Here is a 20,601-nt window from a genome sequence, read left to right on the forward strand (position 1 = left end):
TCAGGCCGTAGGCCTGACGCGGAAGGCCAGGAACACCGGGCCGAATGGGAAAGTACTGACTTCCAGCTCATCCAGGGGATTGAGCGTGCGCGTGCGGCCCCCTGCGTTGCTGTAGATCATGTGGCTGCTCGATACCGCGATGTTGATCTTGCCTGCCGCAGCCTGGATCAGAGTGGCCTTGAACCCTTCAGTCACATCGTCACCTATCGTGAGCGTGACGTCGGTGTCGCTAATGACCAGGATCGACTTGCCTGAATCCGCCATGGTCAGGGGCCTGCTGCCGGTGATCGAGACATTGGGGTGCACATGGCCCCCAGCGTGGTAGCTGACCATCCTGGGGTCGGCGAAGACGCGGGCGAAGGAGCCGACATAATTGACACTGGCGCGCATGTCATCGAATTGTTCGACCACATAGGTACCGATGCTGCCCGAGACTTCGCCGTTGGGGTCCATGACCCATTTGCGTCCGACCATCAGCCCGATCTGGGTGTTGGCTCGTACACCGGCACGCATCTCCTCGAGAAACAGCTGGCTGATCTGGCCGCCGCCTTTGCCCTGGACATAGGTAAAGCGTGCTATGGAGTGGCTGTCCCCGGTAGGGCTGCCTTGGGCTGTATCGACTCGGTAGTCGACAAAGTCCGCTGATACCGTGGTGGTCGTGGTGTTGGCGTTAGGTGCCCAGGTGAAATCCAAGACCCTTCCGGTTTTCACCTGCTCCAGCGAGGTGGTGGTCTGAGAGGTTGTAGTAGAGCCTGACTGCTTCAAATCATCGTTCATGCTGCTCATCCTTAAGTGAAGTGCGTGCTTGAGTGCGGGCCGAAATGGCCCGAGGCATATGACCGCCGCCATATCGCCACTTTTCCTGAAAAGCCGTGCTGTCTCGCTTGATACGTATGGAGTTCCTGCCGCGCTCCAGGGGCGTGAGGGGAAGCAGACAATCGGCTGTTGCGGTGCCTCCAGTGTGTGCGGTGCTGACTCGAGTTGGCTGCTGTATATATATACAGTATTCGAAACTTGAGCACGGCGCGATTTGCGCCGACGAACTGTAGGGGGGGCTGGGTCGGCAGAACGCCGGAGGCGGGTTACAGCAGTACCCGTTCAATCCACAGCTGTAACTGAAGCGTCCGAATGCGCCCGCCCTGAGCGGGTTTTTTATTGCCTGGAGAAAATTAAATGCCGATCACCGAGCAGCAGTTGCTGCAGATCCTCCCGAACGCCCGCCCTGTTGCGGGCTTTTTTGTGCCTGGAGTTTGACAATGACCATTCAGAACGCCCTCGGTGTCCGCAACCGCAACCCTGGAAACATAGACTGCAACCCACGCAACCAGTGGGAGGGCCAACTCGGCAAGGAGCCGAACGGCCGCTTCGCCATCTTCGATACCGCCGAGAACGGCATCCGTGCCCTGGGCAAGCTGCTGCTCAACTATCGCGGCAAGGACGGCATGCCCGGCGTGGGCAAGCCCGGTATCGACACGCCCCTGGAGTTCATCAGCCGATGGGCGCCCAGCAACGAGAACAACACCCAGGCATACGCTGCAGCGATTGCCAAGCGCCTGGGCGTCGGCGTACGCGATTCGATCAACATGGCCGACCTCAAGACGCTGCGCGAGACCGTGCTGGGCATCATCGTGCACGAAAACGGTGGCAACCCTTACCCGGCTGCTGTGGTTGAGGAAGGCCTGCGCAGGGCCCTGAAGTGAGCGCCGGCGCCTGGCGGGTGGCTGGCGTCCTACTGACCGCTGTCCTGGTGCTGTTCGCCGGCGCTGCTCTGGGGGCATGGATGGCCTCCAAGCATTACCGGCCGCTGCTCGACACTGCCCTGGGCGACTTGGCCACGGCAAAGGCCGGTCGCGACAACCTGGAAGCCCTGGCGGGTGAGCAGGGCCGGAAACTGGGTGACCTGGTGCTGGCAGGTCAGGAGCGTGAGCGCCTCGCTGCCCAGGCCCAGGCTGGCGCCCGGGAGCTGGCCAAACATGACTACTCCGCGGCGAATCGTCTCCTGCAGGAACGTACCGGCGGTGACCCGGCGCCGGCGGCGGAATCGATCATTGATCAGGAGCTGGGGTTATGAGCGTGCAGGACCAGCAAAAAGGCGCAGGTAGTGCAGGACCTGCGAAAAAGTGCAGGTGGTACCCCGGCGGCCACCTGGGCCTAAACCTGGGTGAAATTGGGGTTTTTAAAGTCCACAGGCCGCTATTTACAAGGCTTGCAGCCTGGGTTGGCCGTGGGCCTGGCCTGGCGGGCATTTGCGCTTTTGCGTTGGTGCTGACGGGGTGCGCAGCCCGGGAGCCCGAGGTGCGCACGGTGCGGGTGGAGGTGCCAGTGCAGGTGCCGTGCAGGGCGCCTGTGGTGCCTGTGCCAGCCTGGGCCACGGGCAGCCTCAAGAAGACCGATAGCTTGGAACTGAAGGTGCGGGCGCTGCTGGCGGAGCGCCGGCAGCGGGTCGGATATGAGCGAGTTCTGGTTGCCGCGGTGGAGGCTTGCCAGTGATCAGCCGTTGTTTACCGCATCGCCGCCGGCGGGCTTGGTAGTGGGCTCGATCAGTTCCGGGCCGTGATTCCTGACGTTGCCGACTGCGGTGCTTACCCTGAACCATTCGAAGGCGCTGGCGGGCTCACCCTGGTGCAGGGCCATCTGCTCGGCGCGTTCCTTCGGCGTGGCCGGGTCGAGCCACTCCCGGGCCAGTTCAGGCGCAAGGACCACAGGTCGGCGGTCGTGAATATCGACCATGCCGCCGGCGCTGTCGGCGGTGATGATCACAAAGCCTTCGTGCTCCCCGTGGCCTTCGTCTGGATTCGGAAGTTGTCCGATCGAAGCGCAGAGAATCGGCGAGCCGTCCCGGTGCCGGATCAGGTAAGGCTGCTTCTTCGGGCCGCCTTCGTCCACCCATTCAAACCAGTTGTCGATCGGGCAGATAGCGCGGTGTGGCCAGATTTGCCGGAAGAACGGGCCGTGGGCCACGTTCTCGGCCCTGGCATTGATCGGTGGGGCTCGATCCTTGGCCCAGTGCGGCCTCCAGCCCCAGCGCACCGGGTCGGCGTAAAGCCTGCCAGCGGTGACATGGAACAGGGCCAGTTGCATGCTCGTTGCGCCGTTGTAGTGTCCCAGAGGCTGCTCGCCCAGGTTGTCGACCAGGGCCCCGGGCATGCTCAAGGCCGCCACGAAATCATGAATGCCACGGTACTGGGAAAGGCGCCCGCACATGGTCATGTCCTCAATGCCTGCTTCAACTGTAGATCAGGCACCGGACGCTTTCCTTGGCGGGGCAGCTCTACTGGGGTGTGTCTCCCAACAGCGCCGCTACGAAACGGTTGTGGAACACACCCTGTGGATCGCAGCTTCTGCGGTAGGAATCGAAGGCCTTGATTCTGGCACCGCGCCGCGTCGCCAGATCCTTGAGGAACGCCGGGTTGAACGGTGGCGAAAATGTTCCAGCGGGGCGACTCGGGTCGTAGAAACCGAACATCTTGCCGGTGTGCGGCATTCCTCCCAGGGCCACCCAGGCGCGCTCGATGTCGGCGAAGAAGTGCAGCAGGAGCTGGGGGTATTCAGCCCCCGCGACGGCCGGTACGTAACCGATCAGGTCCAGATTGACGAAGGTCGCGTTGGGGGTTTCGGTGTAGGTTCCGGCCAGTACGCTGTCGCCGCCACGGACGAAGCGGAACTCCATGGGGGCAACCAGCAGGAAGTCGCTGGAACGCTTGAGGCGCTCCATGACCGCGTCAAGACCCTGCCAGGCCTTGCCCAGCCCTGAGTCATCGAGTGCCGGGAGTTCGATGAAATAAGACATGAAGATCACCCGCGACGCCCGGGTCAGCCACAAGTCGGAGTAGACAGCCGCAGCCTGATCGAAGAGCGTTTCGATGGTGAGGTAGCCCGCATCGATGATCGCGTTGGCCGCCGTTTTGTTTCCAAGATACTGCGCCGCAATCAGGGGCGGTTCGAGGATCGGCTCCATCGGTATCAAATAGGGCGCGCCGAAGATGTTTTCTTGCGCCAGGGCGCAGGCATCGGGAACGCTTGCCTTCAGGTTCGGAATCTTCGTCGTTGGGGACGAAACCAGGTCCCACCACAGGATGAGGAAGTTGTGGGTGTACGGATTGACGAAGGACTCAACGCGGTCATGGCTCGCGAGCAGGGTCTTGAATTGGGCAATGAACGCCTGCTGATCGTTACAGGTGATGTTGCCCTCCTTGCCCGATTTCAAGGTCGTGGCCCAGGGGCGTGGCATCACCTCAACGGTGACCGAGGTGACGATTCCCAGGGCCCCCAGAGAGACGCGGGCGAACTGCAGGGGCGACCAGCCATCCACCGCTGGGGTCTGTGTGTCGAGGGTCCTTACCTGGCCATCCGGGCCCATGATGCTGAACGCCGAGACCGTTTCCGCGAAGATCGGCGCGTTGATGGTGGCACCGTGCACGTCCACCGCGGTCATCCCGCCAAGGCTGAAAAAACCGCCGGCGGTCACGGTCTTGAGCATCATGTCGTGGCCCGTCAGAAACGCATCCAGTGCATCCTCGCGTACACCCGTGTTCACCGTGACCTTGGTTTCGGAGGGGTGCAGCACGATGGACTGATTGCCCTCGGGCCCCAGGTCCTTGTAGCAGGAGAGGTCGATCAGCCAGCGCGCCGGGTTCGGCGCGAGGCGATTGTCTTCGGCCACCAGGGCCGGCTGCGCGTGCCGCTGGCCGGAAACGCGGACAGTCGCGCCAGCCAGTACGGCTTGACTGACGATGGCCTGGAGTTCAACCAGGTTCGTCGGCGAGAAGTAATATTCCCCATCGATCGACATTGTATGAACGATGTTCTGAGCCCAGTTCCTCCACGGCAGAGGCTGGACCTTGAAGTCCAGGGTCGTTCCTGTCACTTCGTAAGCTGCCAGCCTGCCGTTATCTGCCGACTGCACCAGGGGCGTCCCTCGACTACTTGTTCCAAGCACTGCACAAACATAAGGGGCCACCCCGATCGCATCGGCTGGAACTCCGAGCGACGAAAGTGCCGGGCTTACCTTGTACAGGCCGTTGTTGAAGTTGCCGCTGTTCCAGGCTGAGGTATGCCAGCTTCCCTTCGAATCAAACCACTGAATCGAAAAGTTCATGATGAAGATGCCATTGTTAAGGCAGCCAATGCGCTCGACTTTTCTCATGGTGATGTCCAGTTGGGTGGTGGCGGCATGAAACATGCGGTCGATTAAATGCGCTGGCGCCAACCCTCCATGGAGCATTGGCGCCAGGCATCATCGGGACAAGGGTTGCGGTCTACTCGATCAAGTTGATTGCAAAGCCAATGAACGTGGTACCGACAGCGTCATAGGTGGCGATCTGACCGTTAGCCGCGAACGCGACAAACGGCGTTCCCTGGCCGGAAGTCCCGGCTACTGCGTGTCCATAGACCGTGACCGCCAGCGCATTGGCCGGAACCCCAATGGTGTTCAGATCGGGAGTTGTCCGCGAGGTCGCCACGGGATAGTTGCCGCTATTCCATTCGGAAGTCACCCACCTGCCGTCGCTGCCCAGCCATTGGACCGAGAAGTTGAATACGTAGCCGCCTTTGTTGTTAACGGTGATTTTCTGGACCGGTCTCATAGTAATCTCCTGTTAGGGGAAAAGTTTTCAATCAAGATAATTCGATATCCACCATTGGCGGGTGGATGCCTTGTTTCTTGTTCGACAAGTGTTGAACTAGGGATGTATAAAGCAATTATTCTTGTCTGCTTTCCTTAGTGCTGTTGAATGGCATGTGGGTTGTGTGGCATGCCAATCGATGCTGCTTGATGCTGGGTCTGTTTTCGTGGGTTGGGGTGAAGCTTGTTGAAACAATTGCAACAGCTGTCGCGGGCCAAATATCACAGCAGGAACGAGCGTTGTTGCCGATAGGGTGATTCAATTTTATGTAAAGGTTGAATGGCGGTTGCTGCGCTTTGGCTACTTACACTGTAGCAAGCATATTTTTAATGTGGGTGTAGTTTTGAGTTGGGTTTAATAGTTGTCCCTATTAAACGGGGCATTCGGGAATACGATAAAAACAGGATGTTTTTAGCAATCAAGCTGTTGATGGTTATAAAGGGTGGGCCTCTCTACTGCTAGACGTCTTGCGGGGCGTAACTACCTGGCGGTGATCAATTCGGCATGCACTATCCCCGAGCAGAAGGATGGCTGGCGGGGCAGAGCGCGAACCTGCACCTGAAGCAGCGGGTGCGACAGGCTTGCAGCGCGTCAGTGCGCCGTTGCACGGCTGATGCAGATGCACCACCTGCAGGATAGGGACCGCAAGCACGGCATCGAGGGTGGATGCGGGCGCGAGATCCGAGGTGCTGATTGGCGGCACAAAAGGGTAAAGCCGGGCTCACTGCTGAACCGGGGCCTGGTTCGTGCCGCAGGGGATTGGCCGAGGAGAATCGGCCCGTTATTGCGGAGGTGCAGAGCCGCCAATGAATTTTTCAGTACCAGGCTGGTGGGCACCGTATTCGACGACGTACCACCCACCAAGACGTCTAGCCTGCGCTTCGGCGGTAGGTTTATCTGCGTAGATATCGATGAATTGCCATGATCCGGGAACGTCCCTCATCACTGCCCAGCCGAGTACCCAGCCGTTGTTGTCTGGGTCAGCGGGAAGGTTTTTCCTGAGGCTTCTGATTGACATCACCGCTCCTTGTCTATGAGAGGGGCAACACGTTACTGCTGATGCCGGGCAAGGTGGTAGTGGCATTGGTCTTGGTCTTGATATTGCCAATACCGATGCCGAGCTCCAGGGGGGGATACGGCAGAAGCCGGTGGGACACCTGCCTTCAGCGCTCGCTCAGCGTGCTCTCTCAAAAGGGATAACTGAAGAGAGTTAGTTGCCCCTGGAAATGCTGGCGGGCAGTGAAATAGGTTCAGATTGCAGGTGTCCGGTTTTATTCGGCCACTACAGTGGACGCTGCGATTGCTACCTTGCTAATTTCTCTGACCGGTCTAAGGTCTATCTCAGTTCTTACTTCAGCGTGCCAGGAGGGATTCAGTGCAGGGTAGGAATCGGCCACTTTTCACAGTTATATCTAGCAAATTCCCATTGGGAGGGATACCAATGAAAAAACTACCAGCCTGTTTGATTCCACTTGTCTCGGCGCTGAGTCTATCTGTTCTTTCTAGTTGTGCTCTAGCGGATGTATACCTTTGTACATCCGATCCTTGTAATACTTGGGAGCCGACTCCACTCACAGAAGATCAACGTAATATAAAGTCTCCAGATATTAATAAAACCACTATTAAGGCGACCCTGGAGAATTCAGTAAGGACAGAAATTTCCAGTGCTTACAAGACTAAGGATCCGAAAGGTAAAAATCTCTACCTCAAGAAAGACCTATGGCATAAAGGGGGTTCAGTTCCTTTTTCGGAGGATGTGCATGTGACTGTTTATATTTATGATAAACCCACCAGCGCGAGGCCCTCTAAGTCATGCCACGCTTTCTCATATAAGAAGCAGGGCAACAAGAACTACTTCGGTACCTGTCAATAGACGTAGTTATCTCGAAGCCGGAGCGCTCAGCAGATTCCGGTCCTGGGGAAGTGTTGTCGCCCACAACGCTTGCTTGGCGCCTATGGCTGATCTTGGCAGTGTTGCTAGTGGCAACCGTGGAGCGTTAATCGAATTCATCCACTACCTCTACTACCTCGGCTGCTCAGTAGTTGCTGTAGGCTGCTCAGCGCCGATCCGCTCGAGCAACGCCCTCTCCTTGGCGCGTTTCTGCTGTTGCAATTCCGCGTTGGTCTTGGCCATGGCCTAGCTCTTCGATGCCGCTGGCCAGTATCGTCGACCAGGTTTGTCGGTGGCTCGGATGTGAGTTCGACGCCGGCGTTGAGTGAAGGCTCAGCCGGCGCGCGACAGATCGTTATGCAGTAGGTCTGACACGGAAGGCCAGGTACACCGGGCCGAATGGCAAGGTGCTGACTTCCAATTCATCCAGGGGGTTGAGCGTGCGCGTGCGGCCCCCTGCGTTGCTGTAGATCATGTGGCTGCTCGACACCGCGATGTTGATCTTGCCGGCGGCGGTCTGGATTAGCGTGGCCTTGAACCCTTCAGTCACATCGTCACCAATCGTCAGCGTGACGTCGGTGTCACTAATGACCAGGATCGACTTGCCTGAATCCGCCATGGTCAGAGGCCTGCTGCCGGTGATCGAGACATTGGGGTGCACATGGCCCCCGGCGTGGTAGCTGACCATCCTGGGGTCGACGAAGACCCGGGCGAAGGAACCGACATAATTGACACTGGCGCGCATGTCATCGAATTGTTCGACCACATAGGTGCCGATGCTGCCCGAGACCTCGCCGTTGGGGTCCAGAACCCACTTGCGTCCGACCATCAGCCCGATCTGGGTGTTGGCCCGTACACCGGCACGCATCTCCTCGAGAAACAGCTGGCTGATCTGGCTGCCACCTTTGCCCTGGACATAGGTAAAGCGTGCTATGGAGTGGCTGTTCCCCGTAGGGCTGCCTTGGGCTGTATCGACCCGGTAGTCGACAAAGTCCGCTGATACGGTGGTGGTCGTGGTGTTGGCGTTAGGTACCCAGGTGAAATCCAAGACCCTTCCGGTTTTCACCTGCTCCAGCGAGGTGGTGGTCTGAGAGGTTGTAGTAGAGCCTGACTGCTTCAAATCATCGTTCATGCTGCTCATCCTTAAGTGAAGTGCGTGCTTGAGTGCGGGCTGAACTGGCCCGACGCCTAAGCTTGTAGAGCATGACTCATGCGGTGCTCGTCAGTAATGGGTTTCCATTGCATCGAAATATGCTCAACCTCCTTTGTGTCATTGCGCAAGTACGCCATCGTCACCCGGCTGCGTATCGCGGCGTTTATCGCCCAGATCGGCCACGAGTCAGGCCAGTTGCAGTGGGTTCGCGAGCTGGGCAGCGACCAGTACTTGAGCAAGTACGACACCGGGACCTTGGCCAAGCACCTGGGCAACACTCCCGAAGCGGATGGCGACGGCCAGAAGTATCGGGGCAGGGGGCTAATTCAGGTCACCGGCCGGGCCAACTATGCGGCTTGCAGCGAGGCTCTGTTTGGTGATGCGCGATTGCTCAACACCCCGGAGTTGCTTGAGCACCCGGTGTGTGCCTCGATGTCGGCCGGTTGGTATTGGCAGCGGGCAGGCCTCAATACCCTGGCCGACCAGGGTGACTTTCTCACTATCACTCGCCGTATCAACGGCGGCACCAATGGCTTGTCCGACCGCGAGGCGCTGTATAAGCGTGTGCTGAAGGTGCTGCCGTGAGCGCGCTGGGTGCACGTGGACTGATTGGCGCCCTGGTACTGGGGCTTGCCCTCGGCGCCTGGGCTGCTTGGGCCTGGCAAGCCAACCGCTACGGCGAGCAACTGGCCGCCCAGGCCGAGGCGAATCAGCGCTCTCGCGAGCAGGCGGCGGTGGCGGTGATCGATTGGCAGGAACGCCAGCAGGTTGAGCGCCGAGCGCTGGAGGATCGGCTGCAGGTGAATGACGAAACCCACTACAAGGAACTGCGAAATGCTCAAACCGAGCAGGCTCGCCTGCGTGACCGGCTGGCTACTGCTGATGTGCGGCTGTCAGTCCTACTCGCCGCCCCGGGTGGTGGCGGTGGGCTGCCAGCCGACACCGGCGGCGCTGGCGTGGATCATGGAGAAGCGCGAGCCGAACTTGACCCAGCGCATGCTCAACGAATTATCGCCATCGCCGGAGACGGTGACCAGGGACTGATCGCGTTGGCTGCGTGTCAGGAGTATGTGCGGGGGCTGCAAGCGAGCAAAGAGTAGTCAGAATGAAGAGGCCCGGCGATAGTCCGGGCTTATTATTGTTTACGTCTAAAATTAACCTAGGCAACGAGTTTGGAGGATCCTGGATTTTTCTTGAGTGCCTTCATCAGCAGCATTTGTTCATTCAACTCTTCAGCCCAAGGAGCAAAGCAAGGGAGGCATGAGTCGTTGACCCAACGTCAATAAACTGAAAATGTTGCAGTTGTCGGGTCTTGGTGTTTTCGTTTCAAAACTGGGCAAAACTTTGGAGCGTCCCTTCAGACCATTATTAGGATTAGGAAAAAATCCGAGGGTGTAATACTAGGCGGTCTGAGGGACTGTTTCGAAAAAATAACTGCCGTGAATCCCCTAATCAGTTATCCCTTCAGTACTTATAGAAGATGCTAAAAGCCTGGGGGAATATAACCGGGAACATAAGGAATATTTTGGCACTTGCCATGAAATACTTCTCCATTCTGAATTTTGAAAAGCACTATTTTTTTTGCTTTGTTCACCGTTGCTTCAATCTTGCAGTCGGAGCTATGACCGACGTTCTCGTAATACTCGGTATGGGTCAAACCATTACTGCCTTGTGTCATGGATGTTCCGGCTGCCTCAGTTGTCGACCACTGAGAGGATTTGTACCACGTCATTACGACAAGTGTACCTGCATCAGGATCTTGAGTTGCTTTCATCGTATCGGGCCTGCCAAACAGATTCAGCGCCTCTTGGGCATCGCGACCTTCCCAACGACTTTGAGCAATTAAGGAACAGCCGCTGCTTACCATTATGCCTGACACTGCTAGCATTAAAGAAAACGTTTTCATCCATTGATATATCATGGAGTTTACCTTACCTGGACTTTTCAGGGTTTTTGTTGTTTAACATTTCATCCAGCTCTTCCATTGGGCTCTTCGGCGGTGCTTGTACCTCCGTGATGATCCCGAGCATTTTCATCTGATCAAATTTACCCAGTGACAACATGCCGTTGAAGACTCGATCTTGGGGATTACATACAAAGGCAAATGTATATAAAAGCGCCTTGTCATCCAACGTATGCCACTCATTGGAGACTTTCAAATCCCGGCGTGCGTAGCTCGTTCGTTCTATTGATGTTCCTTTAAGAAAGCGGGCTCTGTGCTTGGAGCACTGGACTTCAACTGAATAGACATCCGCCAATGGCTTGGATGGGTCAGCGAAGACTTGGTTTACGTCTACTGACTGAAGCCCACCCGCCGCTTGACTCCGTGGCGTCATGGACGTGAGATCAGCGACAAACACTATGTTGTTTTTGCCCGTGCCTATGCTATAGACACGCCACCAATCGCCAATGGGGTTCGCTTTGTCAGCTATCGCTGAAGTGGAGGCAGCAAGTAGTAAAGTAATTGGTATGACGTATTTATTTAATTTCAAAAACTCTGGCATGCTGTGTCGTGCCTCCTTGAATATGAATTTGTTATCCATTTACATTAAATTAATCAAGCCAAACAAGCACGCTAAAAAATAGAATTTCTCAACTGAGTATCTCGAGTCAGTGATATTTGCTGGCCAGCACACGCTGCCATGCTCGTAGCGTCTGGCGACTAAATTAAGAAGCAAATTAGCTTCGTTGCAATCAAAAAGTAAATAACACATTTCATCGATTATCATCAACTTCGAGCGTTAAACTACCCAGCCAAACGTCCCTTGTGATACTGCGCGACTAGTCGAAATGTCCGATTGACTGAAATCTCAGAATGGCAGCACTAGTCGGGACTATGATCCCCGTAGGAGGGGGGGAGTCAACTAGCACAAATGTACTAGTTCGAGCGCTTGAAGAAACCCTGGAAAGGACTTCAAGGTTTGGTGAAACACCCACCACGCACAAACGGAGCAGATGAGTTCCGTTGGAAGAGATGTCCCTGTTGATCAACCTTGGCAAAGAGGGTTATTGCGAACAAGGGTTGATTAGGCGAAGGCCAGCCGAGGTGGGACTGGCCTGCTCGTCTAGGGGATGTTGGTTTCGACGGTTCAAAAAAAAGGCCCCTCACCTGGCAGGGATGTGGGCCTTTTTAGTGGTCGTGGTAACCATGCCCCCTACATTTGGCTACTGGTATCGGTCGTGCTGGTAAGCGTATAAGCAGCGCTTAATTTGGGGGATTGGGGCATGCCAGGCATCAGCGTATTAACGATTAGCGATCAGCCCGGTTTGCCGAGCGCAGAGTCCAAACAGCCTGGCTTTTGCGGTTGAACTCAGTACATAAATCGAGCGACTGGGCTTCTGGTGTTCGCGCCTACCATAATGCAATCGGCTACACGCAGGCCCTGCGAGACGCTGAACTTATTACGAATGATACAGAGTTGGCCATGACAGCCTCTCGGGCCGAAGTATGGCAGACGGCTTCGGACCGCTTGAGTGGAAATATGGTGGCGAAAGGCGCATGGGTGACGCGTTCCCACAAAACGGGATCAGCCTGCCGGATTTGATCCACACCGAGTGGCTGATCACTTGGCACACCTCGGACGCGTTATCCTCGCTACCCTGGTTTGCAGATGCCGAACAGGTTGTTGGCTCGAAGCGCAGATGATCTTAGGGCATTTTTAGGGCATAGCGGATACCGCTTTAGGCCTATATAGGCCTTAACTCAGGTGCTACATACTCTAATTTCGTGGCCTTGAGCGGACTGCGGTTGATTATGGTCGGGTTCGAATCCCTATCCTTATGGCTGTTTATGTCGGAGGAAAACTTGAGAGCATTGTGTAAGCGGAAATTGCTCTTTCAAGGAGATCGTCGAATGTGAGGAACTCATCGATGTTGTATTGGTCTATCATCAGTCCCATGTATTCGCGTGCATCTGACACGTTCTTAAAATTTTGCTGAGTAAATCGACTCATGATTACGGACGTTTTGCATTTCGATTGAATACCTGGATAGCGTGAAGCGACTAACGAATAGTGGGTTTTTATATAGTGCTTCCATTCAGCTGTTTGGAATACGGCTTGACTGACTTCTGCTCGTGGTTGTCCCTGCGTTGTGGCTAGTTTTTTTGCGGGGCGTTCGATTTCAATTAATTTGTAAGATTGGTCGGGGTATTTAATGATGAAGTCTGGCTGAAGTTTTGTTTTACCGATGGGTGAAGTCTGACCATTTGGATAGATTAGTTCGGGCTTGCTTTCGCATGAGCCGTAAACATCTAGCAGTACTGGATGTTTCTCTAAGATAGCGTGAAATATAGACTCAATGCCGTCTGGCTGAAACCTTAAAGCCTCTCCTAAGGTAGAAATGGCAATCTTTAATGAGTCAAGGCGATTATTGTAAGAATCAAGCCATTCCGGTTCGCTACCGAACGATATAGAACCTCCTAGAGGCTCACGCCCGTATGTGGCTAAGGCTGAGCCGATATCTCGGCGGATATCTTGCTGGACGCGTAGGGTTATCAGTCGCTTGTCCCACGCTGCCTCATCGGCATGACTAACTACCTCGATATACTCAAAAAATCTTCTATTGTTTAGGTCTGCCGGGAAAAATCCTAAATTCTTAGTGATGTGAGACCTGCCAAAATCAGCGGCATCATCAAATTTTGGATCAAGCACCGAGCCATATGCACCAAATGTCAGTGTGTTGACTAGTTTTTTATATGGTAAATTTATTTGTTTTAGGGATAGTGTTAGTTCAAGTTCAGGGTCTGAGATTTGCAGCTCTCTCTCTATGCCCTGTACTCGGCCGCGCCATATACAGGAGGCTAGGGGAGTTTTCGATACTATTCTATAAATGCCGATGTCCTTCCCTTGTAGTTGGTTGTCGGCTAAGAATTGGGTGACATCTTTGGGAGTTCTGGTTGGCTCATAATCCACTTTAAGCGCAGGGCCGCCAGCAATGTACCACTGGTGTGGTGGTTCGTTTTCAATGGAAATCACAACGCCGTCTTGAGCAACGTAGACCTGAAGTTTTTTGGCGTCTAGATAAGGGGACTGAACTAGATTCGGATATCCAGGACCATCTGGTAGAGGTGTGGTGGCTCTGCGGTACTCGTTACGATACCGCCGTGTGTAGGCGAACATGAATTCCGCAACCATCTCAACGGTGACTGACATGCACTGTGACCTCCCAAATGGCGTTCTCTTACCTATAAGACTCCTGCAACAGCTTTATAGAGTAGGTGGGTGGATTGTTGTAGTTTTTTGGCAGTGAAAGTGGAAGGTTCTACGCCGACTGATCGAATAGAGCTGCGCCTCAAGTGGCGAGGATGATCAAAAGGGTGTGGTACAAAATTGGTACCGAAACTTAGTCTGCCGTTTTGAAGCCTTGATGCTATAGGCTTTCAGGGAACGTCCCCCAATCCATCACGGATTTGGGGGCTAATTTCTGCATCCCTGGCAGCAGTCGAGCAAAGCAGACGCAGATCTGAGGGGGTAGACTCTTGGGTGACCCATTGGAATTGCGCGAGGCCCAAGTGTGGACGGAGTGGTAAAAATCCGCAGAGCATGTGTAGACGATGCTGAGGTGTTAGGAGTGATTGGTCCTGCTGCTTATGCAGCGTCCTATCATTACCTATGGAATGACTGCGTAGCTTTAGCCAATCAACTGGATACCTTTAGTACATCAGCATTTTTGATGCTGCTGCGACAAGCTGAATCAAGGCTTTGGGTAGCCGAGGTTGCTGGGGTTGCGGTTGGATTCTTAACCATGATGGTTGACTCTCGAAACCCGATCACGCACGAATGTGGGGGAGCGGAGATTTCTAGGATCTATCTTCTACCGGGCAGTCAGAAGTCGGGGTTAGGGTTTCGACTTGTGTCTGCAGCAATCGAGCACGCGAAAGAGTTAGGGCTGACGCACGTATGGCTGGATGTAATGGCGTCTGCAGTAAATGCAAGAAACGCCTATCTCAAGTGGGGCTTTTCAGAGATAGGAAGTAAGAATTTTTCTCGTCAAGTCAAAGCCGAGTATTCACAAATGGTTGTCCTGAGGATGGACCTCCGTACCACCGTCTCGTAGTGGCGCCTGTTCTCAAATTTTAGTCGCACCTTTCACTGTCGATCTCTGAACGAAAAGTGGCAGGTGACAGCTTAGAGCTACCAGGTGAAGTGGTAAAAAATTGGTACACAGTCTGATGTTGATCAACGGAGGTCTTTAAAATTAAGGCTTACAGCGTTTGTGTGTCCAATCCATCATCGGGGCGATGCAGCAATTACTCCCGTCCAGTAACTGCAGGCCATGGTGTGTGGCAAGAATCGGTCATCCTGAGGTTAGGAAAATACAGGACAGCATCCAGGTCGGGCCACAGGTTCTGGCGTTCTGTCGGCAATGTGCCGTAGGAGGGGCGTTGCGGAAACTAAAGAAATGATGCGGAAACGGTCAGTTGCCGACGGTAAGCGTCCGTGAGCAGCAGAAACAAAAAAGCCCTGAAAAATCAGGGCTTTCTCGTTGAGATTTGGCGGAGGCGTAGAGATTCGAACTCTAGGACCTGTTACAGTCGGCGGTTTTCAAGACCGCTGCCTTAAACCACTCGGCCACACCTCCAGATCGCATTGCGGGCGCCATAATACCCGAATGAAACACACTGTCAAACTCTCTGCGTCGCGAGTTACAGAGCCTCTGTTATCATCCATGCCACTAAATGTTTCCCCCAACAGGAGTGTCGCCATGCGCGAACAGGATTACGCAGTTAACAACGGCGTGCAGGCCGAGCAGCTAGAGGTTAGCCGCGTCCTGCGCAACACTTACGGCCTGCTGGCCCTGACCCTCGCGTTCAGTGGGGTGATGGCCTATGTGGCACAGCAGATGCGTGTCGGTTATCCGAACATCTTCGTGGTGCTGATCGGCTTCTACGGTCTGTTCTTCCTCACCAACAAACTCCGTGACTCGGCCTGGGGCCTGGTGTCGGCTTTCGCCTTGACCGGTTTCATGGGCTTTCTGCTCGGCCCGATTCTCAACCGCTACCTGGGCATGCAGGGCGGCGCCGAAGTGGTCAGCTCGGCCTTTGCCATGACGGCACTGGTATTCGGCGGTCTGTCGGCCTATGTGCTGATCACCCGCAAGGACATGAGCTTCCTCGGCGGTTTCATCACCGCCGGTTTCTTCGTCCTGATGGGCGCCGTGCTGGCCAGCCTGTTCTTCCAGATCAGCGGCCTGCAACTGGCGATCAGCGCCGGCTTCGTGCTGTTCTCCTCGGTGTGCATCCTGTTCCAGACCAGCGCCATCATCCACGGCGGCGAACGTAACTACATCATGGCCACCATCAGCCTGTATGTATCGATCTACAACCTGTTCGTCAGCCTGCTGCAACTGTTCGGCATCATGGGTCGCGATGACTGATCACAGGTGCTGAGCCATTGAAAAAAGCCCGCTTCGGCGGGTTTTTTTTTGTCCTGGACTCCTTGGGACGTTCAGTTTTTCAACGTGCCTGTACCTGCATTCGCGCGGTGGCGATCGCGTCTTTGTTGACCTCGATGGAAAACGCCAGCACGTCCACCTGTTTCTGTTCAAGCTCATCAACCCAAGCGATCACCCCGGTGAGCGGGCCCTCCAGGGCCAGGCTGACCCGACCGGGCGCTTCGTTGTCCATGCGCTCCAGGCTGATGCCGGCCTGGCTGCTGGAACGGGCCAGCATGCCGGGCAGGGCTTCGGCCGAGATTGCCGTGACGGGGCTGGCAGGTTTGCCAGCATGCAGTTGGAGTATCAGGCGCTGCAATTGTGTGGCCTCGATAAAGCGTTGTTCGGCAAGCTGCAGGGCTTGTTGTTGTGGCTGCCAGAGCAAAAGGTAGGCGCCGGTCAGGGCACTGAATAGGGTCAGCCCTTTAAGGGCTCGCTGTTCGCGTTTCGCCAGGCGATGCCAGTGCCCCAGGGGTGGGTGGAGCAGGGCGGACAGTGGTTTTTTCAGTAACGGCAGGCTCATGCCTCACTCCTTGATCTGCAACCGTGCGCTGACCCCTCGGGCATCGCGGACGGAAGAATCGGTACTGGCATCCAGGCCCTGGGCAATCAGGCCTTCGCGCAGTTGTTGAAGATCGGAGAACGCTGGTGCACTGATCTGCAGGTTCCAGCCTTCGCCGCTTTGGTAGTCGAGGCGCTGTACCTGGGCCAGGGCGCCGTAACTGGCGCTCCATTGCTCGGCCAGCAGTGACAGTTTGTGGGCGCTACCGGAGCTTTTCTCGACCTTTTGCTGTTGCTTGGCGTGTACCTGGGCGGCGAGGTCGGTCACAGGCTCCTCAGTACCCGAATGGGCCTGCCACAACGCCTGGTTCTGCGCCTGGACCTGCTCGCTCTGCTGCTCCAGGTACCAGCGATGGCCCATGCTCTGCAGCAAGTGGGAGCCTGCGGCCACCACCACTAGGAGCAGGGCCAGGCGCCAGGGGGCCGTTTGCCGGGGGCGCTGCAGGAATTCGCCCTGGCGCAGGTCGATGGCCTGCTGCGCGCCCTGGCTCAAGCATTCCCAGGGACGTTCATCGGCCTGCCAGTGATGCTGGTCGAAACTTTCCAGGCCCGGTGGTTGCGGCCCCTGCCAGTGCAAGTCTGCCGGAAGCAGGGGGGCCAGGTCCGCCAGTTCGCACGGGTACAGGGCCAGGCGCATCGGCGCGCTGCCTCCCAGCAGCCAGCGACCGTCCCAGGTTAGGGCCCGGGGCTGGTCTGGGGGCAGGCAATCGGCGTCGACATGAATATGCGAAGGCTGCAACCCCAGTTCGGCCAGTTGTCCAAGGCACTGGTTCAGGTGCTGACGATTGACCGCCAACACCGCGCAATGGCGTTTGTCCTTGAGTGGCCCGTGGGCCAGGTGCAGGTTGTCCAGTTCATCGATCAGTTGTTCTTCCAGCGCGCTGTGCAATGCCTGGCGCAGCCAGCGTCCACTGCGGGCGGGCACGCTGACCTGATGGTGGCTGGCCATTTCCATGGGAAGCAGCAGGCTCAGGGGCTGGTTGCCCAGCGCGGCCGCAGCCTGCTGCAGGTCGCCCTGGTGCAACTGGCCACCGGCCTGCCACCAGAAGCATTGCCAAGGCATGTTGCCGGTGGCACGGGGAGATAGATAAAGCCACTGCCTCATGTCGGTCTACTCGGTCTTCGGTTGTTCAGGAGGAGCGGGCATCAGCGTGCGCTGCTGCACCCGGACCTTTTCCCTATCCATGACTCGCAGGTCGCTCACCAGGCGCAGGCGTTGCCGGCCCTGTTCGACATCGATGGTGGCGCGGAACTGCCGACTGCTGACGCCTAGCCCCTGAGGTTTGATGTCCCGGCCCTGGAGCACCGGGTTGGAAAGAAAACGGGTGATATCGGGATAGCCACCTTCCGGACGGGAACTGACCAGAATGCGAGCCGTGGGTAGATCGATGCCTTCAACACTGGCCAGGACCTCGGCGCGGGTGGTGTTGACGTTGATCGGGCTGTTGCCGAATACCCCCACTAGCGGCTCAAGCTGTTGCAGGGTCTGGCTGTCCACCCCGGGCAGTTGGCGCAGTTCACTGAGGTCGCTAAAGGGCAGCGGTAGGCCATCACGGTTGTTCTGGCCGACCAGGAGTGCCGGATCGTGGGCCCGGATGCCTTCCAAGGCCAGCAGGCGCTGGTAGCGGGCCCGCAGGTTCAGATCGCTGCGCTGGCGCAGGCTGTTGAGGTTGAGCCGGGCACCGAGGTCTTGCAGTTGGACATGAATGCGTCCATCGCCGATCTTGAACGCTGGCGCCGGTTGCGCCCAGTGCTGCCCCAGGTGGGTCACCAGCAGGCCGTCCTTGCTGCGAGTGTCTTCGAGCAATTGTTGACGGGCCCAGGCTTCACCGCTCAGCGCCAGTTGCCAGAGCTGCTGTTGTTCTATCAGGTTGCTGCTGGCGTGCAGGTTGAGCCGCTGGCGGGCGAGCATATTGCTTACCACCATGGTCACCAGGGCGGTGATCAGCAATACGCTGAGCAGGGCCACGCCTCGTTGCCGGGCCAGGTTATTCATGCAGAGCGGCCTCGTCGGGTTCCTGGGCATCGAGGCCGCCGGGCAGCAGTATCAGCCGGCGTACCTGAGGGTAGCCGGGGGCATCCAGTTCGATTTCCAGGGCCGCCGGCAGGCTCAGGCTCTCGGTCCCTGCCGGCCAGTGTTCGTGGGCCTGGCCGCGGGCATCGATAAAGCGCAGGCGAGTCAGCTCCACGCCAGCCAGCAGTTGCTGGTTCTGGCTGATGGGGGCGGGTGGAGGCTGTGCCGCCCCGGGGGCGGCCAGGGGTTGGGACAGGGACAGGGTGTCGCGTACCCAGCTGCCGCCTTCCCAACGGTGGCTGACTTGTAGCAGGTTGCTGCGCGGGTACTCCAGCGGGTTGCGCCAGCCACCGCGTACCAGGCGAATGCCGTCAGGCTGGCTGATCAGTGCCTGGCTTTGGCTGGGGTCGTCCGCCAGCGGGTGTCGACGGGCTTGCACCAGGTCACGCTCCAGCACACTCATGGCCCGTTGCAGTTGACGCAATTGCTGCTCATGCAGGCCAATGCGCTGATCGCTGCGCAGCACCCTGTCGAGCATCTGATAGGTGGCCAGGCCCAACAGGCTGAAAATGGCCATGGCCACGATCACTTCGAGCAAAGTGAAACCGCGCTGGTTCATGGCCGGGCCTCGATGTAGCCAAGCAGTTGTGCACGGCTGTACTGGCGTGCGCGTTGCTGGGTGGTTTCGACGGAGACGCGCAACTGGACCTTGAGCAGACGGCTGTCGGGTGCGCTCTGGATATCACTGAACAGCCACCAGAGGCGGCCGCCGAACTCGATCTGTTCCGCACTGCGTTGGCTCTGCGGCTCTCGCAGGCCGATGCGCAGTTCATTCATGCGGTTGTCGGCGATCCACAGCGCCTGGGTGCGCTCGGTGAGGTTTGCGCTGTTCATGGCCACATGCTGCACCGCACTGAACAGGGCGATCGACAGGGTGGCAAAGATCGCCAGAGCGACCATGACCTCCAGCAGGGTAAAGCCCTGTTCAGTTCCGGGTTTCAATTTGCGCATCCTGTATGCCATCGCTGGAAAGGCTCAGCAGTGCCTGGTCGCGGTATTCGAACCACAAGGTGAAGGCGCTGGTTTCATCGCTGGAAAGCACCAGCAATTGCGGCAGGCCAGTGCGGCTGTCACTGGTACCCAGGGCCGCGCCGGCCTCGGGTACGTCCAGGCGCAGGCGCAATTTGGCGGGTAGTGCATGCGTACGCAAATCCCTGTCCTCGATCCAGCGACCCTGCTGGTCCAGGCGCAGCACCCAGTAGCCGTCGGGCTCGATTCGCACGCCGTAGTCGCTGTAGTTGAGCAGCGCTTCCTGGCGCAGCAGCTGCAACAGGCCCAGTAGGCGCTGTGCTTCCTGGTGCGCCTGGCGGCCACCGGAGTCCGGGCGTACGATGCCGACCAGGCCCGCGGTCAGGGCGATCAGCAGAATCACCACCAGCAGTTCAAGCAGGGTGAAGCCCCGGGTACGGTGGCGCTGCACGGTCTATTGTTCCCAGTTGCCAATATCGCTGTTCACGCCTTCGCCGCCGAGCTTGCCGTCGGCGCCAAAGGAAAACAGGTCGTAGGCGCCACCCTTGGTGCCGGGCACCCGGTACTGGTAGCCATTACCCCAGGGATCGACCGGCAGGCGCTTGAGGTAACCGTCGGGGTTCCAGTTGCGGGCCGCCGGGCTGCCACTGGGCTTGCTCACCAGCGCCTGAAGGCCTTGCTGGCTGCTGGGGTACTGGTGGTTGTCGAGGCGATAGATGTCCAGGGCCATGGCAATGGCATGGATGTCGCTCTGGGCGGCGGTGGCCTTGGCCTGATCGGGGCGGCTCATGATCTGCGGTACTACCAGGGCGGCGAGAACACCGAGAATGACTACCACCACCATGATTTCGATCAGGGTAAAACCGCGTTGCTTGTTTCGTGTGTGCACGTTGGG

General features: G+C 57.1%; 24 protein-coding genes, 1 tRNA gene and 1 pseudogene. 8 read left to right on the forward strand and 18 right to left on the reverse strand.

Annotated features, from left to right (window positions below):
- Positions 1 to 777 (reverse strand): hypothetical protein, encoded by a 777-nt coding sequence (locus M2395_RS01705; RefSeq protein ID WP_232643403.1) that lies wholly within the window; start codon positions 775 to 777, stop codon positions 1 to 3.
- 396 nt (positions 778 to 1,173) lie between these two features.
- On the opposite strand from M2395_RS01705, the pseudogene M2395_RS01710 reads away from it, so the two are divergent.
- The 4 genes and pseudogenes from M2395_RS01710 to M2395_RS01725 all read left to right on the forward strand — a co-directional run.
- Positions 1,174 to 1,245, forward strand: a pseudogene (locus M2395_RS01710) (glycoside hydrolase family 19 protein); the annotation flags it as partial.
- A gap of 11 nt (positions 1,246 to 1,256) precedes the next feature.
- Positions 1,257 to 1,700, forward strand: a complete 444-nt coding sequence (locus tag M2395_RS01715) for a structural protein P5 (protein WP_015636216.1) — start codon at positions 1,257 to 1,259, stop codon at positions 1,698 to 1,700.
- The gene (locus M2395_RS01720) at positions 1,697 to 2,071 is read left to right on the forward strand and encodes a hypothetical protein (protein WP_053152598.1); all 375 of its coding nucleotides are present in this window, start codon (positions 1,697 to 1,699) and stop codon (positions 2,069 to 2,071) included. Before M2395_RS01715 ends, M2395_RS01720 begins: the two co-directional genes overlap by 4 nt.
- A gap of 164 nt (positions 2,072 to 2,235) precedes the next feature.
- Positions 2,236 to 2,490: a hypothetical protein gene (locus M2395_RS01725; RefSeq protein WP_041120661.1), complete on the forward strand. Its 255-nt coding sequence runs from the start codon at positions 2,236 to 2,238 to the stop codon at positions 2,488 to 2,490.
- On the opposite strand, the gene M2395_RS01730 is transcribed toward M2395_RS01725, so the two are convergent.
- The 5 genes from M2395_RS01730 to M2395_RS01750 all read right to left on the reverse strand — a co-directional run bounded on the left by M2395_RS01730 (position 2,491) and on the right by M2395_RS01750 (position 8,647).
- Entirely contained in the window at positions 2,491 to 3,204 is a 714-nt protein-coding gene (locus tag M2395_RS01730) for an SOS response-associated peptidase (RefSeq protein ID WP_123430504.1), read from the reverse strand.
- Between the two features lie 67 nt (positions 3,205 to 3,271).
- Entirely contained in the window at positions 3,272 to 5,182 is a 1,911-nt protein-coding gene (locus tag M2395_RS01735) for a D-arabinono-1,4-lactone oxidase (protein WP_233447064.1), read from the reverse strand.
- 76 nt (positions 5,183 to 5,258) lie between these two features.
- Positions 5,259 to 5,585, reverse strand: a complete 327-nt coding sequence (locus tag M2395_RS01740; RefSeq protein ID WP_015636211.1) for a hypothetical protein — start codon at positions 5,583 to 5,585, stop codon at positions 5,259 to 5,261.
- 820 nt (positions 5,586 to 6,405) lie between these two features.
- Complete coding sequence (locus M2395_RS01745; protein ID WP_041752391.1) at positions 6,406 to 6,642, reverse strand: hypothetical protein; 237 nt, start codon at positions 6,640 to 6,642, stop codon at positions 6,406 to 6,408.
- A gap of 1,228 nt (positions 6,643 to 7,870) precedes the next feature.
- Positions 7,871 to 8,647 (reverse strand): hypothetical protein, encoded by a 777-nt coding sequence (locus tag M2395_RS01750; RefSeq protein ID WP_123430506.1) that lies wholly within the window; start codon positions 8,645 to 8,647, stop codon positions 7,871 to 7,873.
- A gap of 96 nt (positions 8,648 to 8,743) precedes the next feature.
- On the opposite strand from M2395_RS01750, the gene M2395_RS01755 reads away from it, so the two are divergent.
- Entirely contained in the window at positions 8,744 to 9,253 is a 510-nt protein-coding gene (locus M2395_RS01755; protein WP_015636209.1) for a glycoside hydrolase family 19 protein, read from the forward strand.
- Positions 9,250 to 9,768, forward strand: a complete 519-nt coding sequence (locus M2395_RS01760; protein WP_015636208.1) for a lysis system i-spanin subunit Rz — start codon at positions 9,250 to 9,252, stop codon at positions 9,766 to 9,768. The genes M2395_RS01755 and M2395_RS01760 overlap by 4 nt, the downstream gene beginning before the upstream one ends.
- 383 nt (positions 9,769 to 10,151) lie before the next feature.
- Here the strand turns inward: M2395_RS01760 and M2395_RS01765 are convergent, their stop codons facing one another.
- The 4 genes from M2395_RS01765 to M2395_RS01775 form a co-directional block, all read right to left on the reverse strand.
- Positions 10,152 to 10,589 carry a hypothetical protein gene (locus tag M2395_RS01765; RefSeq protein ID WP_227454121.1) on the reverse strand — a complete coding sequence of 146 codons (438 nt, stop codon included), beginning with the start codon at positions 10,587 to 10,589 and terminating at the stop codon, positions 10,152 to 10,154.
- A 10-nt stretch (positions 10,590 to 10,599) separates the two neighbouring features.
- Positions 10,600 to 11,172, reverse strand: a complete 573-nt coding sequence (locus M2395_RS01770; RefSeq protein WP_041118967.1) for a hypothetical protein — start codon at positions 11,170 to 11,172, stop codon at positions 10,600 to 10,602.
- A 39-nt stretch (positions 11,173 to 11,211) separates the two neighbouring features.
- On the reverse strand, positions 11,212 to 11,397 hold the full coding sequence (locus tag M2395_RS31715; protein WP_077934458.1) for an ATP-binding protein: 186 nt from the start codon (positions 11,395 to 11,397) through the stop codon (positions 11,212 to 11,214).
- Between the two features lie 1,059 nt (positions 11,398 to 12,456).
- The gene (locus M2395_RS01775; RefSeq protein WP_123430507.1) at positions 12,457 to 13,821 is read right to left on the reverse strand and encodes a Shedu anti-phage system protein SduA domain-containing protein; all 1,365 of its coding nucleotides are present in this window, start codon (positions 13,819 to 13,821) and stop codon (positions 12,457 to 12,459) included.
- A 418-nt stretch (positions 13,822 to 14,239) separates the two neighbouring features.
- On the opposite strand from M2395_RS01775, the gene M2395_RS01780 reads away from it, so the two are divergent.
- A complete protein-coding gene (locus M2395_RS01780) occupies positions 14,240 to 14,725 on the forward strand; it encodes a GNAT family N-acetyltransferase (protein WP_134532620.1) in 486 nt (161 codons plus the stop codon).
- Between the two features lie 437 nt (positions 14,726 to 15,162).
- Here the strand turns inward: M2395_RS01780 and M2395_RS01785 are convergent.
- Positions 15,163 to 15,250: transfer RNA gene (locus M2395_RS01785), tRNA-Ser, on the reverse strand.
- A 123-nt stretch (positions 15,251 to 15,373) separates the two neighbouring features.
- Here M2395_RS01785 and M2395_RS01790 point away from each other — a divergent pair.
- The gene (locus M2395_RS01790; RefSeq protein ID WP_011062013.1) at positions 15,374 to 16,045 is read left to right on the forward strand and encodes a Bax inhibitor-1/YccA family protein; all 672 of its coding nucleotides are present in this window, start codon (positions 15,374 to 15,376) and stop codon (positions 16,043 to 16,045) included.
- A gap of 79 nt (positions 16,046 to 16,124) precedes the next feature.
- Here M2395_RS01790 and gspM read toward each other — a convergent pair whose 3' ends face one another.
- The 7 genes from gspM to gspG are packed head-to-tail and all read right to left on the reverse strand — an operon-like array spanning position 16,125 to position 20,595.
- Positions 16,125 to 16,625 carry a type II secretion system protein GspM gene (gspM, locus tag M2395_RS01795; RefSeq protein ID WP_123430508.1) on the reverse strand — a complete coding sequence of 167 codons (501 nt, stop codon included), beginning with the start codon at positions 16,623 to 16,625 and terminating at the stop codon, positions 16,125 to 16,127.
- A 3-nt stretch (positions 16,626 to 16,628) separates the two neighbouring features.
- Positions 16,629 to 17,768, reverse strand: coding sequence for a type II secretion system protein GspL (gspL, locus tag M2395_RS01800; RefSeq protein WP_123430509.1), 1,140 nt, complete (start codon positions 17,766 to 17,768; stop codon positions 16,629 to 16,631).
- Between the two features lie 6 nt (positions 17,769 to 17,774).
- Positions 17,775 to 18,659, reverse strand: coding sequence for a type II secretion system minor pseudopilin GspK (gspK, locus tag M2395_RS01805; protein ID WP_123430510.1), 885 nt, complete (start codon positions 18,657 to 18,659; stop codon positions 17,775 to 17,777).
- Positions 18,652 to 19,296, reverse strand: coding sequence for a type II secretion system minor pseudopilin GspJ (gene gspJ / locus M2395_RS01810; protein ID WP_065363295.1), 645 nt, complete (start codon positions 19,294 to 19,296; stop codon positions 18,652 to 18,654). The genes gspK and gspJ overlap by 8 nt, the downstream gene beginning before the upstream one ends.
- Complete coding sequence (gene gspI, locus M2395_RS01815) at positions 19,293 to 19,688, reverse strand: type II secretion system minor pseudopilin GspI (protein WP_065363296.1); 396 nt, start codon at positions 19,686 to 19,688, stop codon at positions 19,293 to 19,295. The genes gspJ and gspI overlap by 4 nt, the downstream gene beginning before the upstream one ends.
- Positions 19,663 to 20,157, reverse strand: a complete 495-nt coding sequence (gene gspH, locus M2395_RS01820; RefSeq protein ID WP_065363297.1) for a type II secretion system minor pseudopilin GspH — start codon at positions 20,155 to 20,157, stop codon at positions 19,663 to 19,665. Before gspH ends, gspI begins: the two co-directional genes overlap by 26 nt.
- 3 nt (positions 20,158 to 20,160) lie before the next feature.
- On the reverse strand, positions 20,161 to 20,595 hold the full coding sequence (gspG, locus tag M2395_RS01825; RefSeq protein ID WP_072450556.1) for a type II secretion system major pseudopilin GspG: 435 nt from the start codon (positions 20,593 to 20,595) through the stop codon (positions 20,161 to 20,163).
- Positions 20,596 to 20,601 lie beyond the last annotated feature (6 nt).

Origin of the sequence: Pseudomonas sp. BIGb0176 (assembly GCF_024810175.1) — a bacterium.
Classification (GTDB): Bacteria; Pseudomonadota; Gammaproteobacteria; order Pseudomonadales; family Pseudomonadaceae; genus Aquipseudomonas; species Aquipseudomonas protegens.

What these genes read in the sequence shown, in the direction of transcription:
- M2395_RS01705 (WP_232643403.1), bottom strand. Translation starts at nt 777, where the DNA reads ATGAACGATGATTTGAAGCAGTCAGGCTCTACTACAACCTCTCAGACC.
- M2395_RS01715 (WP_015636216.1), top strand. Translation starts at nt 1,257, where the DNA reads ATGACCATTCAGAACGCCCTCGGTGTCCGCAACCGCAACCCTGGAAAC.
- M2395_RS01730 (WP_123430504.1), bottom strand. Translation starts at nt 3,204, where the DNA reads ATGTGCGGGCGCCTTTCCCAGTACCGTGGCATTCATGATTTCGTGGCG.
- M2395_RS01735 (WP_233447064.1), bottom strand. Translation starts at nt 5,182, where the DNA reads ATGTTTCATGCCGCCACCACCCAACTGGACATCACCATGAGAAAAGTC.
- M2395_RS01740 (WP_015636211.1), bottom strand. Translation starts at nt 5,585, where the DNA reads ATGAGACCGGTCCAGAAAATCACCGTTAACAACAAAGGCGGCTACGTA.
- M2395_RS01745 (WP_041752391.1), bottom strand. Translation starts at nt 6,642, where the DNA reads ATGTCAATCAGAAGCCTCAGGAAAAACCTTCCCGCTGACCCAGACAAC.
- M2395_RS01750 (WP_123430506.1), bottom strand. Translation starts at nt 8,647, where the DNA reads ATGAACGATGATTTGAAGCAGTCAGGCTCTACTACAACCTCTCAGACC.
- M2395_RS01755 (WP_015636209.1), top strand. Translation starts at nt 8,744, where the DNA reads ATGGGTTTCCATTGCATCGAAATATGCTCAACCTCCTTTGTGTCATTG.
- M2395_RS01765 (WP_227454121.1), bottom strand. Translation starts at nt 10,589, where the DNA reads ATGATATATCAATGGATGAAAACGTTTTCTTTAATGCTAGCAGTGTCA.
- M2395_RS01770 (WP_041118967.1), bottom strand. Translation starts at nt 11,172, where the DNA reads ATGCCAGAGTTTTTGAAATTAAATAAATACGTCATACCAATTACTTTA.
- M2395_RS31715 (WP_077934458.1), bottom strand. Translation starts at nt 11,397, where the DNA reads ATGATAATCGATGAAATGTGTTATTTACTTTTTGATTGCAACGAAGCT.
- M2395_RS01775 (WP_123430507.1), bottom strand. Translation starts at nt 13,821, where the DNA reads ATGTCAGTCACCGTTGAGATGGTTGCGGAATTCATGTTCGCCTACACA.
- M2395_RS01790 (WP_011062013.1), top strand. Translation starts at nt 15,374, where the DNA reads ATGCGCGAACAGGATTACGCAGTTAACAACGGCGTGCAGGCCGAGCAG.
- gspM (WP_123430508.1), bottom strand. Translation starts at nt 16,625, where the DNA reads ATGAGCCTGCCGTTACTGAAAAAACCACTGTCCGCCCTGCTCCACCCA.
- gspL (WP_123430509.1), bottom strand. Translation starts at nt 17,768, where the DNA reads ATGAGGCAGTGGCTTTATCTATCTCCCCGTGCCACCGGCAACATGCCT.
- gspK (WP_123430510.1), bottom strand. Translation starts at nt 18,659, where the DNA reads ATGAATAACCTGGCCCGGCAACGAGGCGTGGCCCTGCTCAGCGTATTG.
- gspJ (WP_065363295.1), bottom strand. Translation starts at nt 19,296, where the DNA reads ATGAACCAGCGCGGTTTCACTTTGCTCGAAGTGATCGTGGCCATGGCC.
- gspI (WP_065363296.1), bottom strand. Translation starts at nt 19,688, where the DNA reads ATGCGCAAATTGAAACCCGGAACTGAACAGGGCTTTACCCTGCTGGAG.